The organism is Desulfitobacterium nosdiversum (genome assembly GCF_049860565.1).
In the GTDB taxonomy this organism is placed as follows: Bacteria; Bacillota; Desulfitobacteriia; order Desulfitobacteriales; family Desulfitobacteriaceae; genus Desulfitobacterium_A; species Desulfitobacterium_A nosdiversum.
In genome coordinates, this window is sequence record NZ_CP172056.1 from 1,296,145 (window position 1) to 1,311,769 (window position 15,625).

Genomic DNA, 15,625 nt, shown 5'->3' on the forward strand with positions numbered 1-15,625 from the left:
TAAGCATGGATAACAAGAATTTTTCCGTAATCACTCCCTTCAAACTTTTACACTCTAAACACTGCAAATTCTCTAAAAAGGAATTTGTTGCCGCGTATACTTTTGTCATTGATATGGCCAATAAAAAAACGCCGCAAAAAGGCCTGAACGATCAGACTTTTTACGGCGCCATTGCCATTCTTGAGTTTGCTTAAGGGAATTATTCTTGCGTTACGAACAGATTATAACTTAAAGTAGAAAATTTGACTATGCTCTTTCTGAAATAGCGCTGTATACAATAAAGTATCTAAAAAGCTATAAATTCGATGAAATATTCAATATAATATCAAAGGATATAAACTATCCCGTGTAAAATTAATCATGTAAAATAGGAAGAAGGTTTACTTCATGGCTCAAATAACGGTATGCGGAATTGATTTAGGAAGCCGGAGCGTTAAAATCGCTGTAATGGCAAAACCGAGTCCTGAAGAGGATTTAGAGATTAAACAGCTTGAACGCTTGGATACCATTCAATTTTACAGAGAGTATGGACGCAAGCATGAGGGCAAACTTGCTGTTAATTTTGAAGCATTAGGCCTTCCAAAGGTGGATAAACTGGTTACGACAGGTTATGGACGAAATACGCTGGAGGTTGCCGGTGGGGAGACGATTCCCGAGCTGAAGGCACATGTTAAAGGCGCGATTTTTCAAACGGGTTTACGGGATTTTACGCTTGTTGATTTGGGCGGCCAGGATAGCAAGATTATTCAAGTCAAGCGGGGCCGTATGATCGATTTTTTAACGAATGACAAGTGCGCCGCCTCTTCCGGTAGGTATCTGGAGAATATGGCGAATGTGTTGGGAATGACGCTCGAAGAATTAGGTGAGTATTCCGATGAACCTGTTGAGCTGAGTTCAACCTGTGCTGTTTTTGGAGAAAGTGAGTTGATCGGGCAGATTGTTGAAGGTGTGCCCTTGAGGAATTTGGCAGCCGGTGTCAATGCGACGATCGTGAAGCGAATTTTGCCGCTGCTGCGTTCATTTCAAGGAGATCTACTTATTTTTACCGGCGGTGTAGCGCATAACCAAGCGGTGAAAGACCTTTTAAAAGAGGAAACAGGACGGGAGATCATCATTCCGCCTGAACCTCAGTTTAATGGAGCGATTGGCTGCGCAGTATATGCCCTGGAAGAGCTTGAAGACGAAGAATAAATATTTTTTAAAAATTCTTTAAACACATAAGTATAGCTTCTCGTACAGACGTGAACGATTTCGCGGAGGGGCGGTAAGGTATACGAAGCTTTCGTAACATAGCGTAGCCACTGGTTCACTTCAGGTATTACCCTGAGGTTTGGCGAAGCTGTTATGAAAGCAAGTATCCAGCCCTGGAGCGCTAAGAGTGCGGATATGCGAGAAGCTACACAAAATAACTGAAAATTCTAAGGAGGGAAGCTGCGAAGATGAAAACAATTCATGTCCAAGAGATTATGGATGCTGTTGAAAAACTCTGCATCGAGGCTAACTATGACCTTGGGGAAGATGTTATGTCCTGTTTCCATAAGGCATTAACCACGGAAACATCACCCTTGGGTCGTGAGGTGTTTGAACGGCTGATCGAAAATGCAACGATTGCTCATGAAGAGCGGGTTCCGATGTGCCAAGATACGGGGCTGGCGATTCTTTTTGTCGAAGTCGGTCAAGATCTGCGCATTCAAGACGGGTCTTTAACCGAGGCTCTGAATGAAGGGGTCAGACGAGGCTACGAAAAGGGCTATCTTCGTAAATCCGTAGTTAAAGATCCTTTTGATCGAGTCAATACGAAGGATAATACACCTGCGATTATTCATTACGATATTGTCCCTGGGGATGAACTCCATATCACAGTAGCTCCTAAAGGGGCAGGCAGCGAAAACATGGGCGCCTTGAAGATGTGCAAGCCTTCGGATGGCTTAGAAGGGGTTATGCAATTTGTCGTCGATACGGTGGATAAGGCAGGGGGAAATCCATGCCCGCCGATCATTGTCGGCGTCGGGGTAGGAGGTTCGATGGAGAAGGCCACCTATCTTGCTAAAAAGTCTTTGCTTCGCGATGTGGGCGTACATAATAAAGAAGAACGTTTAGCTAAGATCGAAGAGGAATTATTAGAGCGGATCAATAAATTAGGGATCGGACCTCAAGGCTTTGGAGGAGTCAATACAGCGTTGGCTGTTAACCTGGAGGTTTATCCGACCCATATTGCCATGCTGCCTGTAGCGGTTAATATCAACTGCCATGCAGCACGTCATAAAGCAATAACGCTCAAGGGGAGGGAAAACTCTAATGGCTGACGCAATCCGTTTAGAAACACCCCTGACCCAAGAAAAAGTAGCTCAACTCAAAACCGGGGATAATGTCTTAATCAGCGGAATCATTTATACAGGCCGGGATGCAGCCCATAAAAAAATGCTTGAAGCTTTAGCACGGGGAGAAACGCTTCCCTTTGACGTTAAAGACCAGATTATCTTCTTTGTGGGACCGACTCCCCCAAAGCCGAATCAAGTCATTGGTTCATCAGGACCGACAACAAGCTATCGGATGGATGCGTATTCTCCAACCTTAATTGAAAAAGGGTTAACGGGAATGATCGGCAAAGGGCTGCGTTCAAAGGAAGTCATTGATGCCATGAAAAAATATGGGGCGGTCTATTTCGGAGCCATCGGAGGCTCAGGTGCATTATTGGCTAAACGAATCGTTGAAGCTGAAATTATTGCCTATCCTGAGCTTGGGACTGAAGCCGTTCGCCGGCTTGTTGTTAAGGATTTTCCGGTAATTGTCGTCATTGACCGCGATGGGAATAACCTTTATGAAATTGGAAAGGCTCAATATCGGACTATTTAAAAGAGTTTGATAAGGTTTATTTATGGTTTAGAATTATTTCACAATAAATTCACAATTTCTTAAGCCTCCTTGCAAACTTTCCTGTTATACTGTTTTATATCAAAGTATAGAACATAAGTACGATATATTTATAAAAGCTGAACCATGAAAGGTGAGGAATGATGGGGTACACATGGATTTGCCCAATATGTGGATCGCGGGAAATTGGAAGGATTAGCAGAGGACGTTATTTTTGCGGGGAATGCTGCAATGAATGGACAATCGAGGGAGGAGAAATAACAATATATCAAATTGCGGTGGACGGTAGTGTTGTTCGCTTAAGAAATCGTATGAGAGAAACAATTTATCCCAAACAAAATGTAAGTTAAGTTCATTTTCAAACATAGTAATGTTTAAGAAATATTCGCCTGCAAAATCAAATAAGTTTGCAGGATTTTTCTTTTAAATAAAGAACTATTCAATAATAATTAAAAATGAAATTTTTGACTTTTTTGTCGATATAATGATATTTGGGTTAACTAGAGAGGAGTATTGAATCATGATCCAACTTCATCAATTTGATTTGCAAGAATCTGTAGAATTACTCCGTTTAGATGAGCAGCAATTGACTCTGCTAAAAGAAATTCGCCCTTTGATCGAGCGGGATGCTGATGAGATCATTCGCAGTTTCTATGAGCATGTTCTAACAGTGTCTGACTTAAAAGCAATTATTGAGCAAAATTCAACTGTGGACCGGCTTTATGTCACCATGAAAAAATACCTGCTTTCAATCTTTACGGATAAGATTGATGAGAACTTTATGGAATGGCGGGTAAAAATCGGGGAAGTCCATAAAAGGATTAACTTGCCTCCGTTTTATTATTTAAGCTCCTATCAGGTCATGTATGATGAAATCTTACCGCGAATCGTACAACAGTATCGAAAAAAACCAGAGCAATCGATGAAATTGATTCTTGCCGTTCTTAAAATTTTAAGCTTCGATCAGCAGGTCGTTATGGCCAGCTATATTCAATCCTATATGCAGGATTTGGATAAAAAATCAGAGCTTGAACAAGCTTATGCAGAAATTGACAGCCTGCAGCGCCGTGTCAGTGAAGCAAGCCAAGCTTTGGCTGCAACTTCTCAACAAACGGCAGCTTCTGCTTCCCAGATGCATGAGGCAACTGAGATGATTTCCACCAATGCAGGAGAAGCAGCACAATTTTCCCGTCAAGTGGACTCGTTGGCTCAGGAAGGATCACAGAAAATCCAGCATATCGCTGACCGTATTCTGGAGCTTTCAGAGATGACGGCTCAAATGCAGGACAAAATGCTGGAATTAGATAAGAGCTCTGCTCGAATTGCCAAAATTACGGACGTTATTAAAGAAATTGCTTCTCAGACCAATTTATTAGCTTTGAATGCTGCAATTGAGGCTGCCCGTGCTGGAGAAAGCGGCCGCGGTTTTGGAGTTGTTGCTGAGGAGGTTAAAAAGCTGGCTAACCATTCTGAGCAGTCCGTTAAAGAGATCAGCGAAATGATTACGTTAACGAAACAAAATACGGCATCTGTTAATAAAGCGATTGAGGAGACAACGAAGGCTATGCAAGGAGCCGCTTCTGAGGCTCATGAAGTTGTAAGCAGGTTCTCCGATATTATGTCAGCCATCAATGCGAGTATTACCCAAGTTCAGGAAATTGCCGGTCAGATTGATGCTCTGACTCAAACGGCAGCCCAAATTGGGGCGGCTTCTGAAGATGTAGCCAACTCAGCAACCTCTCTTGCGCAAATGGGACTGCGAGAATAAGAACATAGTTATAACATAGACATAGAATAGAGCTCGAACAAAAGCTCCCTGTGGCTATCTTGAGCCAGTCTGGGAGCTCTCTTATTAAGAAAAATAGTTAGTTCGCTCGAGAGAGGAGAATAAGAATGCAACCAGAGTATGCTTCACTAATTCGTAGAATGTGGAGCTTTTCCAAAGCTCTTGATCTTGCCTTAGTGGACGAGGAGATCGAGAAAGGTTTTCAAGGGGCGTTAGGTCATCGCCATGGAGAGCGGGTTGCTTACATCGCTTTATCCTTAGGTATTAAGCTAAAGCTGCCGGAAAAATTTTTAATTTATATTTTAATGGCGGGTTTAATGCATGATGTCGGTGCTGTCGGCGGATTCCGCAAATATCATGGAGATAGCCGTTTAATTCGGGAACACTGCATCTTGGGTTCGGAGATTGTAACGCTTTTTCCTGACGGAGAGATTCTTTCTCCAGCCATTCAATTTCATCACGAGACTCCAGACATTAATCATAGTGCTTTAAAAAAAGCTCCTAGTGAGGTGCCGTTTTTCTCTAAAATTTTAGGGCTCGCGGACCGAGTAGATGTGCATATGAGCCGGGGAATTTTAAAACGTTCGGAGAGGGATAATCTCGTTCGTTGGGTAAAAGAGCATGAAGGAAGTCTTTTCTTCCCTGAGATTGTTCCGGCCTTTTTAGAGCTGGCTCAACAGGAAGCGTTTTGGCTTGATCTGGAACAACCGAACTTAATGCATATTGCGTTCACCATGCTGGGTGTCAATGATGCTTTACCGGTAAAAGAGACCTTAGGATATCAATTAACGTATATGATGGCTCATACATTTGCTGATTTGATTGATCAAAAAAGTGCATTTACAGCCCGGCATTCGCAGTCTGTATCCGAAACTGTGGAGAAGTTAGCTCTTGCTGTGGGTTGGGATGAACAAGCTGTATCAGATATACGGATTGCAGGACTTTTGCATGATTTAGGCAAACTTTCTATCCCTAGACGTATTCTCGATAAACCGGGTCACCTGGATCCTGAGGAGATTGATATTATACGAACCCATACTTACTATACTTACCGGCTTCTTGATGAAGCGGGTTTCCCCGAGCATGTTGTGCACTGGGCAGCCTACCATCATGAACGTCTTGATGGTACGGGTTATCCGTTTGCACTGACAAGTGCGGATTTGGATACAGGGTCCCGCTTAATGACGATTGCTGATATTTTTGCAGCACTTACAGAAGAACGCCCTTACCGCAAGGCCTTGACTGAAGAAGAAGCTTTAAGTATTTTGGATAAAGGCATTGGAACTCAAGTTGATGCGGAATTGATGAAAGTTGCCTGGAAGGCCTTAAGATAATTTTTTTAAATTAATGAATACGAAATTCCTTCGGGTAATGGTTTTTTAACAGACCATTAACTCGTTTTCCCCAGCCCAAAGGAAACTCGTCAACAGTAACGAGAACCCAACTATTAGGTCCTTCATTTGGGAGTGCCTCTCCGCGCAGATAGTGTTCAAGCTGAGCGTCACTTGGAGAGAAAGTAAGATAAGAAGTTACGGAATCTGGTGTTAAGGCTAAGGCAAGCGCCTGACTCGGCTGGAAACGGCCGGGTTTTTTCTCGCCCAAATATAGGCCTGGACGCAGAATTGTGAGACCGCGAAAGTCCAGCTCAGGAATGGGGTTAGAGTATAGGTGGTCCCCAAAGGCCAAAATATGTTCAGGAGAAAAGAAAGAAGAGCCAAGCTGTGTTCTCATTTCCAGGGTTAGAGCTTCCGTTAAAAAGGTGTTTAGTTCTGGACAAACGGCGTTCGCAAGACGGGAAGAGCCCTTGGAGTGAGGACTTGCCTTTTTTTTGCTGCTTTTCTTTGTTAAGCTATCCTTTCCTTGAAAGGGATAAGGAAGAGCCTGATCTGAAGCAAGAGCATCTTCAGTTCGTATAAGAGCGATCATAAAATGACCTTCGCCGCGGATATGATGAGGGTAAAGCCGAACGGCGTCTGTAAGCCGGGAGGGGTGAACGAAGTCCGGTGCAGGGTCAGGAATTGGAAGCGCTTTGAATTCAGAATGAGACTCTAAAAAACGGAGAATCATTTCTTCATTTTCTTCAGGAGCGAAGGTACACGTCGAGTAAACGAGCCGGCCGCCCGGTTTCACTAAGGCAGCGGCTGATTCTAAAATGAGCGTCTGACGGCGGGCACAGGACTCGATATGAGCGAGAGACCATTCATCAATAACGTCGGGATCTTTGCGAAACATGCCTTCTCCGGAACACGGAGCATCTAATAAAACTTTATCAAAAAAACCGGGAAGATGTTTGGCGAGTTGATCCGGGCTTTCATTCGAAACAATTACGTTTATGGCACCCCAGCGATCCATATTTTGGGCGAGAGTTCTTGCTCGTCCGGGGTGTATCTCATTAGACCAGAGCAATCCTTCACCCTTAAGACGAGCGGCAATTCCCGTTGATTTTCCGCCAGGGGCGGCTGCAAGGTCAAGAATGTGTTCACCCGGTTGCGGATCTAAATAATGAACGACAGCCATGGCAGAAGGTTCTTGTAAATAATAGATTCCTGCCGCATGATAGGGGTGTTGGCCTGGATGGGTGGTATAATGATAATAAAAACCCTCTTTCGCCCAAGGAATGGGTTCGAGTTCGAAGGGCCAGCGTTTGCAGAATTCTTCAGGACTTAACTTGAGCGAGTTGACTCTTAAGCCGTTAAGGCGGGGCGAATCATAGGAGGCTATAAAAGACGGAAAGTCCTCTTTAAGGTCTTTTTCCATTCGGTTGATAAAGTCTTGAGGGAGTTTTAAAGAAACCAAAGTATATCCTCCTTGTCATCATGCTTCGGGTGTATTATATCAAATCTTAGGAAATTAGAAAAAGAAAGGGAACGAATGTGTTTTATTCCTTTGAATTGGAACAATATTTAGGAGAGCTTCTTCCGGCGCGAAATGAACTGCTGAATGAAATGGAATCCCAATCCTTAAAAGAGACAATTCCAGTGGTGACTCCGCCTGTAGGAAATTTTTTGGCCTTACTTATTAAAATGAGTAAAGCCGAAGATATCTTAGAGATCGGGACCGCGATTGGATATTCAACCTTGTGGCTTGCTCAAGACTTGGAGGGCCGCACGGGTCATATCACAACGATTGATCTGAATATTGATCGAGCGAAGCGAGCCATTGAATATTTTAAACGGGCAGGGATCGAAGATAGGATTGATGTTTTATTCGGGGATGCACGCCGCATTATACCGACGCTGGAAAAAAAATTTGATTTTGTTTTTGTCGATGCGGCAAAAGGTGAATATTTAGATTATTTAAGCTTGGTTTTACCCCGGATTTCGCCAGGCGGAATTCTTGTCGTCGATAATGTATTATTTCGAGGATGGGTTGTTCCCGGGGAAAAGTTTGCACCAAAATATAACCGAATGGTGACTCATTTACGTGAGTTCTTAAGCAAGCTCACGCAAAACCCTGATTTTCAGACAAGTGTACTTCCCTTTGGTGATGGAATATCCGTCAGCTTTCGTATAAAATAAGCAAAGAGGGGGTGGGGATAATCTCCACGCATTTTGTGCAGGATCATCTCATGCAAGCGGTTTATTTTGCTCCGCGCGGAAAAAAACGTTTGCTCTTTTTAGGGACCAACCTCGCACAACGCTATTTAAGCCCTGAGGATAAGTTGATTGGCTTATTAGGGGATGCGGGGGCCGGGAAATCCCTTTTAATTCGAGGCATGTTTCCAGGGTTAGAATTGACAAATGATGATGATGGAATTAATGTCCGGCCGCTTCCTTTGCTTGATGATGCAGATCGTGACCATTTTAGGTGCCACACGTATCATTTGGATATGAGATTCGAAGCTGCCTTTACGCAGCCCTGGATCATTGCTGAAGCCGTCAAAAAGGCTTTAGACAAAGGACGCCGGGTTATCGTAGAACACTTTGACCTTTTGTATTCTTACCTAAAAATAAATGCTGAAGTTCTAATCGGGGTTGGTGAGGAAGTCATTGTGACTCGCCCTACGTTTTTTGGACCGGAGCCTCAAAAGATCGCAGATATTGTTTTTGAATCCATTAAATACCGGAGAATGGCGCATTCAGCTGAAGATATAACTTCGATGATTCTTGAGGAAATGGGGTTGGATAAACCGGAGGTTCACAGCGAAATTAAGCACGGCTTTGTTTTAGAATTGCCAGGAAAACCGGATATTGATCTCGATCTGGTTGAGCAGCGGGTTAAACAAGTCATCGAGGCAGATCTGGCCATTAGTTTTTCAGATGAAGAACATATACGTGTCGGTGAAACACTATATCTATGCACAGGTCCCCGCATACATATTAAGAGAACGTCTGAGATTAAGGGATTCCGGTTGCTAAAAGAGTTCAAGTTTGATCCGATTGAAAAATTGTATACTATTGTTGGCATTGTCGGAGAGGAAGCTCCCTCCCGTTCAATCGGATTATAAGGTTTTACGCCCCTATGAAGAAGTTAAAACGTTATTATCAGATGTATGATAACTTAAAGTACTCAGAAGATTGATACGAAAAAATTGGCTGGAAGGAAGGTTATTAAATGAAACGTTATGATGGACGCGAGGCAGATCAATTACGTCCGGTAAAAATTACACGTCAGTATACCCAGATCCCCGAAGGATCTGTTCTCATTGAAGTAGGGATGACGCGGGTTCTTTGTACAGCTTCGGTAGAGGAAAAGGTCCCTTCTTTTCAAAAGGGAACGGGTTTAGGCTGGGTTACCGCCGAATATTCTATGCTGCCCAGAGCAACACAGACTCGAACCCCAAGGGAGTCAGCCAAAGGGAAAATGACCGGAAGAACGATGGAGATACAACGCCTAATCGGACGTGCTCTGCGCTCAGTTGTTGATTTTAAGAAATTAGGCGAGCGTACGATTTGGATCGATTGCGACGTACTTCAAGCGGATGGGGGAACACGAACAGCTTCGATCACAGGGGCGTATGTCGCACTTGTCGATGCCCTTCAGTATTTAATGGATAAGGGAGTTTTAAAAGAGAGCCCTCTTCAAGACATTTTAGCTGCAGTTTCTGTAGGTAAAGTGGATGGAGTTCCTATACTTGATTTGGCTTACCCAGAGGATTCTAAAGCTGAAGTCGATATGAATATCGTTATGACTGGATCCGGTAAATTTGTGGAAGTCCAGGGGACGGCTGAAGAAAATCCTTTTGATCGCAGTGAGCTGGATCAATTCCTTGCACTTGCCGAAAAGGGAATTCGCGAATTGATGGGCGAGCAGAATGCTGCTTTAAAGCGGATTTGAGAAAGTAGGGTATCCGATGAAAATATTGCTTGCGACACAAAATCAAGGCAAAGTTAAGGAACTTCAGGAAATGTTATCCGATACTCAGATTGATGTTCTTTCGTTACGTGATATTGAGAACTGGGAAGATGTAGAAGAGACAGGATCAACTTTTGCAGAAAATGCATCTTTAAAAGCACGTGTTGCTGCAGAGCGAACAGGGTATATTGCGTTAGCTGATGATTCCGGACTGGAAGTAGATGCTCTAAACGGAGCACCGGGCGTTTATTCAGCACGTTATGCCGGCGAACCGAAAGATGATGAGCGCAATAATGATAAACTGTTAAAAGCTTTGGAAAAAGTTCCTGATGAGGAAAGAACAGCACGGTTTAGGTGTGCGTTAGTGATTGCAACACCGGATGGCAGGGAATACTTAACAGAAGGGACTGTTGAAGGCCGAATTTCACGCATGCGGCGCGGTAAAGATGGATTTGGCTATGACCCTTTATTTTTCATGTCGGATTTTGGGCGGACGATGGCAGAATTAACAGTGATTCAAAAAAATAAAGTGAGTCATCGTGCACAAGCTTTTCAAAAAGCAATACCGTTTCTCAAGGAATTAGCACAAAAATCAAAGACTATTAAAAACGAATAACAAAAAAACAAATTTTTCATATAAAGATAATGTTATGCAATATTAATTGTCTGTTCAAAATAAATTGATTTGCCAAAAGATATTTTTTAGAGTTTAGGCTTGACTTAAGATTAACGATCAGATAAAATAGTCATTGTCACTGAACGGGGCATAGCGCAGTTTGGCTAGCGCGCCTGCCTTGGGAGCAGGAGGCCGGGGGTTCAAATCCCTCTGCCCCGACCATTTTTATCGGTTCGTTTGGGTTCAGGAGATAACGATGCGCCTGTAGCTCAGTTGGATAGAGCATCTGCCTTCTAAGCAGGTTGTCGGGAGTTCGAATCTCTCCAGGCGCACCATTTAAATTATAATCATGGTGGTTGTGGCGAAGTGGTTAACGCACCGGATTGTGGCTCCGGCATACGTGGGTTCGATCCCCATCATCCACCCCATATTCGTTGATTAAGCACTGGAACGAAGTAAGTTCTAGTGCTTTTATTTATTGAATAAAGCTTTAATATTATAAACTTGACTAATTAATTTCTAAAAGCCATACTGTTTTTGTAAAACCAGATTATAACATATTCTTATGACTATAGCAGAGAAATGGAGGCTTTTTTGTGGCTGAAAAAAATGTACAGACCTTAGAACGCTCTTTGGACATACTTGAAGCCTTGGCCCAGGCCAATGAACCCTTAGGCGTTACGGAAATCGGTAATCGAATCTGCCTTCATAAGAGTACTGTGCATAGAATCTTACAAACGCTTTGTTATCGTGGTTATGTTGAGAAAGAAAAGGAAAATGAACGCTATCGAATTGGAATTAAGATTGTTGAGTTAGGTATGCGCTTTTTGAACAATTTGGAAATACGAAAGATTGCAGCTCCTTATTTAGCAGAGCTTGCTAAAATGCTGGATGAGGTCGTTAATCTTGTATTGCCGGACGATGGTGAGGTTGTTTATATCGATAGAACGGAAAGCTCACACGTGGTCAGCATGCAGTCCAAAGTGGGACGGAGAGTTCCCATGCATTGTACAGCGGTTGGCAAGGCTATTCTTGCAACGCTTCCAGAACCTGAGGTTTTGCATATTTTGAAGACTAAAGGCATGATTAAGAATACTCCTAATACCATTACAAGTCCTGAAGAACTGCTCGAGAATCTTAAGGAAGTCCGCAATAATCAAATAGCAGTCGAGATTGAAGAAAATGAAGTGGGAATTATCTGCATAGGGACACCCGTCTTCGATTATTCAGGGCGAGCGATTGGTGCAATCAGCGTTTCCGGTCCGGCAAGCCGTATCCAGGAAAAAGGGATAGGACACATTGGTCAAGAGTTAAAATGTATCGGTCAGAGAATTTCAAGAAACCTTGGTTCTAATTTTTAACCTTGTGAATATAATTAAACTATATCCCAAGAAACAGTAAATTCAGAAAATTCCGTCTTGACGTTTCTGTAAAAATCAGGGATAATATTTTTACCATAATTGTTGGCACATGGTTTTATAAAGTGAAACAACAATTGGCTTGCAGCTCAGAATTATGAATTAAGGAGAGTGACGGAATGAACGCCATGCGACTAATGTTACCCATGGATAAGCCTGCCAAAGACTGCCAAGGATGCTGTCAGCCGGACGAAATGAAAGCTTCCGCGCAAATTTTATCCTTTCAGCTTGCCGATAAATTATTGCGTCATTACTCCGGAAGCTGGGAAATAAGTCAGGATGAGCTTCATATTTTTTTAACCGGTTTGGAACTCCCCCTAAGATTTGAATTGAATTCAGGTATTCTTGTATATGGATCCCTGAAGACCTCAATCCTTATTCATTATCATGTGGATAAAGGATTGACCGAATTAAAAGAGGAGATTATTTCTGATTTGGGTTTACCTCTTACCGAGAATAAGGAATATGAAGATCCTATTTTCCGTTTGTTTGTTAAACTTATTGAGATTTTTCATGCGCGCTGCGGCTTAAAAATTAAGACTATCGAAAATACGGATGAAGAGACGGTATGGGAGATTTATCTTTCGGAAACAGGCCCACATGGTTGGATTAGCAGTGATGGAATTGCAAAAAACGCTCAAGGAGAGCAGGTTGACATTAAATTATGGTTTAGTCTGCGTCCGGAAAAAATTGCAGGGTATGTTTTCGGATTTAATTCCTTCTGCAAGAATTATAAAAGTCCCTTAAAGATGTTTCGCTGACCTTCAATTGCGTGTATACAGTTGATCGATTTTCATTAAAGACTATCTGGATATATCTGATATATATCTGGATAGTCTTTTTCTTGATTTCCCTTAATATGGGTAACCCCCTTAAAAGATTAAAAATTTGACGTATTGATTAAATGAAAAGGCAAGAACAAAAGCCTTAAAAGTTAGATCAAAATGGTTTAAAAATCTAGGAGGAATTTATAATGAAAAAACAGCTCGCCATTGCTTTAACAGCAGCGCTTCTCACGTTTCCTGCAACACCAGGATTAGTTATGGCCGATACTACAGCCGATTCAGGTACGACAGCCGTAACGGCCACTACAATTCAAACAGATTCAACCGGAAGTTCAACATCAACTTCTGCCGCTACAAATACAGATACATCGACTACTGTCCCGACTGCAACAACCTCTACTTCGACTACAACGACTTCTTCTGCCATAACAGCACCTGTTGTGGATCAAAATGGTCAAACCGTTAATTCTGGAGCATTGCCGGATTCCCCATGGTATTGGTTTCAAACTCTTATGGAAAAAGTACAACTTGCATTAACTTTTGATCCTGTCAAAAAGGCAGAGCTTACTGAAAAGCAGGCAACTGAAGACCTTGCTGAAGCACAAGCACTGCTTGAGAAAGGAAATACGACCGAGGCAGAAAAGGCTTTAACCCGGTATAATCAGAGAATTGACAGTGCCCAAGCTTTCCTTGATCAGCTCAAGGATCCGAATAGTGAGACCGCTCAAAAAGTTCAACTTGCTTTAACCAAAGTGAATACAAATAATATGGTTGTTTTAGGAAGCCTTTTAGAAAAACTTCCTCCTCAAGCGGCACAACGGCTTGCTTTAAATATCGTTCGTTCCGTTGAAAAGGCAGTTGCTAAAGCGGAAAAGACGGATAAGAAAGGTCAGGATTCTGCTGCCGGAACGACAACAAGTACCACCCAATCTACTGCGACAGTCTCTGCCGATCAAACCGGAACTACGGATCAGGTGCAATTATCCCAAGAGGCTAAGCAGGCTTTAGAAGAATTTCAAGTTGCTTTAGGAGTAAAACATACTCCGAACGGTTACGCTTATGGGCATTATAAAAATAAGGATAAAGAAGAAAAAGACGGAGAGGATCAAGACGACCAAGAAGACCAAGAGAAGACAACGAATAGCAATTCAAGTACAACTTCTGGTCAAACAACTCAACAACCCCAAGTGCAGCAACAAACCCAAAAGCAAGCTCAAACACAGCAACAGGCTCAACAACAATATCAAAAACATCAATCTCAATTGAACCAATCAGGTAATAATTCAGATGAAAAAAATCATGAAGAACAAGAACGTAATGAGAACGGGGATAAAAGTGATAAGGAAAAAGGACACAGATAATCAGCAAGCTTCTATATCTGAGGATTATGTAAAAAATTAGTTAAAAATTAAACTTGTCAATCTCAAAAAAATGAGTTACAATAATTTCTGTTCGACTCATGATCCGAACAATGCGGGAGTGGCGGAACTGGCAGACGCACTGGTTTTAGGTACCAGCGGGTAACCGTGCAGGTTCAAGTCCTGTCTCCCGCACCAATATGAATGATGAAATCCTCCTTCTAACCGTTTTGAAAGAAACGAAAAAGGAGGATTTTTTATGTCTAATATTCTAAGCCCCAAATAAGTAAACATGTACTCAATAAAACTATAACGGTTTTACAGGTACACATATTTCGCATAAATTGTTGTTAATCATATCACCAGCGTATCTTTCTATAATCGGTTTATTGTCAATTTCATATCCATTGTTTTGTAAAGCTGAAAAAATTTCTGCCCATGCTTTTTGAATTTCTTCTGCTGTATGTTTGACTTCGCATATAACATATTTTCCACCAGAAAGTTTACTTTCGCAAATTGATGCATCAATTGGATAATCCATAGAAATGACAATACATGCATCATATCTGCAGTTTTCAGGAAGTGTTGTTTCAGGGTTATCTTGTGGAATCCCGAGTATTATTGACGATTCAGTAAGCAGATTTTTCTCCACAGCCCATTTTTTTAACTTTTCCATTGCTTGAATATTGGCGGGACCATATGGACCAACTTGTCGCACATATGCAATACGATATTTTGGAAGAGTTTCGACTTTAATATGCATAGTTTCTTTTTCCTTTCTCTAATAATATCTAATACATTTCGAATGCTATCATGATATAAAAATATAATCATTTGTTTTTTTTAAAATTGATAAAAATAAGTAAAATGGGACTGTTGCAAAACGTATGGTCGTGTAGTTTCTCGCATATCCGCTCACTCAGGCGCTCCGGGACTGGTTCACTTTGCCTTCGTAGCAGCTCCGCCAAACCTCTGGGCAATACCCGATGTGAACCTGTGGCTGCGCTACGCTACGAAAGCCTTGTTCACCTGCACGTCCCTCCACGAATCATTCACTTCTATGCGAGAAACTACGCTTTCGGGTCTTTTGCAATAGTCCACAATTATTGTGCGCACGAAAAAAGAGCTTGTTTTGCAACAGCCCCATTTTATTATGTCAAAGACTTTACTCAATCATTTCAATAAACAGTCTAACAAGTTCGGGATCAAATTGAGTTCCGGAGCATCGGTTGATCTCTTCAATGATCTTTTCTTTGCTTAAGGCTTTCCGATAAGGCCGGTCATTACTCATTGCATCATAAGCGTCAATGAGAGATATTATCCGACTTTCCAAGGGAATCTGCTCACCTGACAGGCCGAACGGATAACCTGTGCCATCCCATTTCTCATGATTGTGCTGCACTTGCTGTTGCTGTTCAGCAATTTTTCAAGATGCATGTTATCGAAGGCTTTTTTCTCGGAGTAAAATATTTACTGGGAAAATAGTTATTCGC

Annotated in this window: 16 protein-coding genes and 4 tRNA genes; 17 read left to right on the forward strand and 3 right to left on the reverse strand. The window is 42.2% G+C overall.

Translation table 11 applies throughout. The annotated features are described in order from the left end of the window. Positions 1-5: 5 nt before the first annotated feature. The 6 genes from ACHOLT_RS06195 (at position 6) to ACHOLT_RS06220 (ending at position 5,994) form a co-directional block, all read left to right on the forward strand. On the forward strand, positions 6-194 hold the full coding sequence (locus ACHOLT_RS06195) for a hypothetical protein (protein ID WP_425806539.1): 189 nt from the start codon (positions 6-8) through the stop codon (positions 192-194). A gap of 193 nt (positions 195-387) precedes the next feature. Next, positions 388-1,191, forward strand: coding sequence for an acyl-CoA dehydratase activase (locus ACHOLT_RS06200; protein ID WP_425806541.1), 804 nt, complete (start codon positions 388-390; stop codon positions 1,189-1,191). Between the two features lie 248 nt (positions 1,192-1,439). Further along, positions 1,440-2,306 carry a fumarate hydratase gene (locus tag ACHOLT_RS06205; RefSeq protein ID WP_425806543.1) on the forward strand — a complete coding sequence of 289 codons (867 nt, stop codon included), beginning with the start codon at positions 1,440-1,442 and terminating at the stop codon, positions 2,304-2,306. Continuing rightward, entirely contained in the window at positions 2,299-2,856 is a 558-nt protein-coding gene (locus ACHOLT_RS06210) for a Fe-S-containing hydro-lyase (RefSeq protein WP_425806546.1), read from the forward strand. The genes ACHOLT_RS06205 and ACHOLT_RS06210 overlap by 8 nt, the downstream gene beginning before the upstream one ends. A gap of 538 nt (positions 2,857-3,394) precedes the next feature. Continuing rightward, entirely contained in the window at positions 3,395-4,642 is a 1,248-nt protein-coding gene (locus ACHOLT_RS06215; RefSeq protein WP_425806548.1) for a methyl-accepting chemotaxis protein, read from the forward strand. A 125-nt stretch (positions 4,643-4,767) separates the two neighbouring features. After that, complete coding sequence (locus ACHOLT_RS06220; RefSeq protein ID WP_425806551.1) at positions 4,768-5,994, forward strand: HD-GYP domain-containing protein; 1,227 nt, start codon at positions 4,768-4,770, stop codon at positions 5,992-5,994. A gap of 10 nt (positions 5,995-6,004) precedes the next feature. On the opposite strand, the gene ACHOLT_RS06225 is transcribed toward ACHOLT_RS06220, so the two are convergent. After that, positions 6,005-7,456 carry an RsmB/NOP family class I SAM-dependent RNA methyltransferase gene (locus tag ACHOLT_RS06225; protein ID WP_425806554.1) on the reverse strand — a complete coding sequence of 484 codons (1,452 nt, stop codon included), beginning with the start codon at positions 7,454-7,456 and terminating at the stop codon, positions 6,005-6,007. 77 nt (positions 7,457-7,533) lie between these two features. On the opposite strand from ACHOLT_RS06225, the gene ACHOLT_RS06230 reads away from it, so the two are divergent. From ACHOLT_RS06230 to ACHOLT_RS06280, 11 genes are all read left to right on the forward strand, one after another. Next, positions 7,534-8,178 (forward strand): O-methyltransferase, encoded by a 645-nt coding sequence (locus ACHOLT_RS06230; protein WP_425806556.1) that lies wholly within the window; start codon positions 7,534-7,536, stop codon positions 8,176-8,178. A 50-nt stretch (positions 8,179-8,228) separates the two neighbouring features. Continuing rightward, positions 8,229-9,107, forward strand: coding sequence for an alanine-tRNA synthetase second additional domain-containing protein (locus tag ACHOLT_RS06235; RefSeq protein WP_425807916.1), 879 nt, complete (start codon positions 8,229-8,231; stop codon positions 9,105-9,107). Between the two features lie 107 nt (positions 9,108-9,214). Continuing rightward, positions 9,215-9,937 carry a ribonuclease PH gene (rph, locus tag ACHOLT_RS06240; RefSeq protein WP_425806557.1) on the forward strand — a complete coding sequence of 241 codons (723 nt, stop codon included), beginning with the start codon at positions 9,215-9,217 and terminating at the stop codon, positions 9,935-9,937. Positions 9,938-9,953: 16 nt separating this feature from the next. Next, positions 9,954-10,571, forward strand: a complete 618-nt coding sequence (locus tag ACHOLT_RS06245; RefSeq protein WP_425806560.1) for an XTP/dITP diphosphatase — start codon at positions 9,954-9,956, stop codon at positions 10,569-10,571. 144 nt (positions 10,572-10,715) lie between these two features. Next, positions 10,716-10,793 (forward strand) — tRNA-Pro (locus ACHOLT_RS06250). A 36-nt stretch (positions 10,794-10,829) separates the two neighbouring features. Then, a tRNA-Arg gene (locus ACHOLT_RS06255) sits at positions 10,830-10,906 on the forward strand. 17 nt (positions 10,907-10,923) lie between these two features. After that, positions 10,924-10,999 (forward strand) — tRNA-His (locus ACHOLT_RS06260). Between the two features lie 168 nt (positions 11,000-11,167). Continuing rightward, a complete protein-coding gene (locus ACHOLT_RS06265; RefSeq protein WP_425806562.1) occupies positions 11,168-11,932 on the forward strand; it encodes an IclR family transcriptional regulator in 765 nt (254 codons plus the stop codon). A gap of 176 nt (positions 11,933-12,108) precedes the next feature. Then, entirely contained in the window at positions 12,109-12,750 is a 642-nt protein-coding gene (locus tag ACHOLT_RS06270; RefSeq protein ID WP_425806564.1) for a hypothetical protein, read from the forward strand. Positions 12,751-12,962: 212 nt separating this feature from the next. Continuing rightward, on the forward strand, positions 12,963-14,135 hold the full coding sequence (locus ACHOLT_RS06275) for a DUF5667 domain-containing protein (RefSeq protein WP_425806566.1): 1,173 nt from the start codon (positions 12,963-12,965) through the stop codon (positions 14,133-14,135). 112 nt (positions 14,136-14,247) lie between these two features. After that, a tRNA-Leu gene (locus tag ACHOLT_RS06280) sits at positions 14,248-14,330 on the forward strand. 109 nt (positions 14,331-14,439) lie between these two features. Here ACHOLT_RS06280 and ACHOLT_RS06285 read toward each other — a convergent pair. Together ACHOLT_RS06285 and ACHOLT_RS06290 are read right to left on the reverse strand one after the other, a co-directional pair. Further along, a complete protein-coding gene (locus ACHOLT_RS06285; protein WP_425806567.1) occupies positions 14,440-14,895 on the reverse strand; it encodes an AraC family transcriptional regulator in 456 nt (151 codons plus the stop codon). 402 nt (positions 14,896-15,297) lie between these two features. Beyond that, positions 15,298-15,534: an HD-GYP domain-containing protein gene (locus ACHOLT_RS06290; RefSeq protein ID WP_425806568.1), complete on the reverse strand. Its 237-nt coding sequence runs from the start codon at positions 15,532-15,534 to the stop codon at positions 15,298-15,300. Positions 15,535-15,625: the final 91 nt, after the last annotated feature.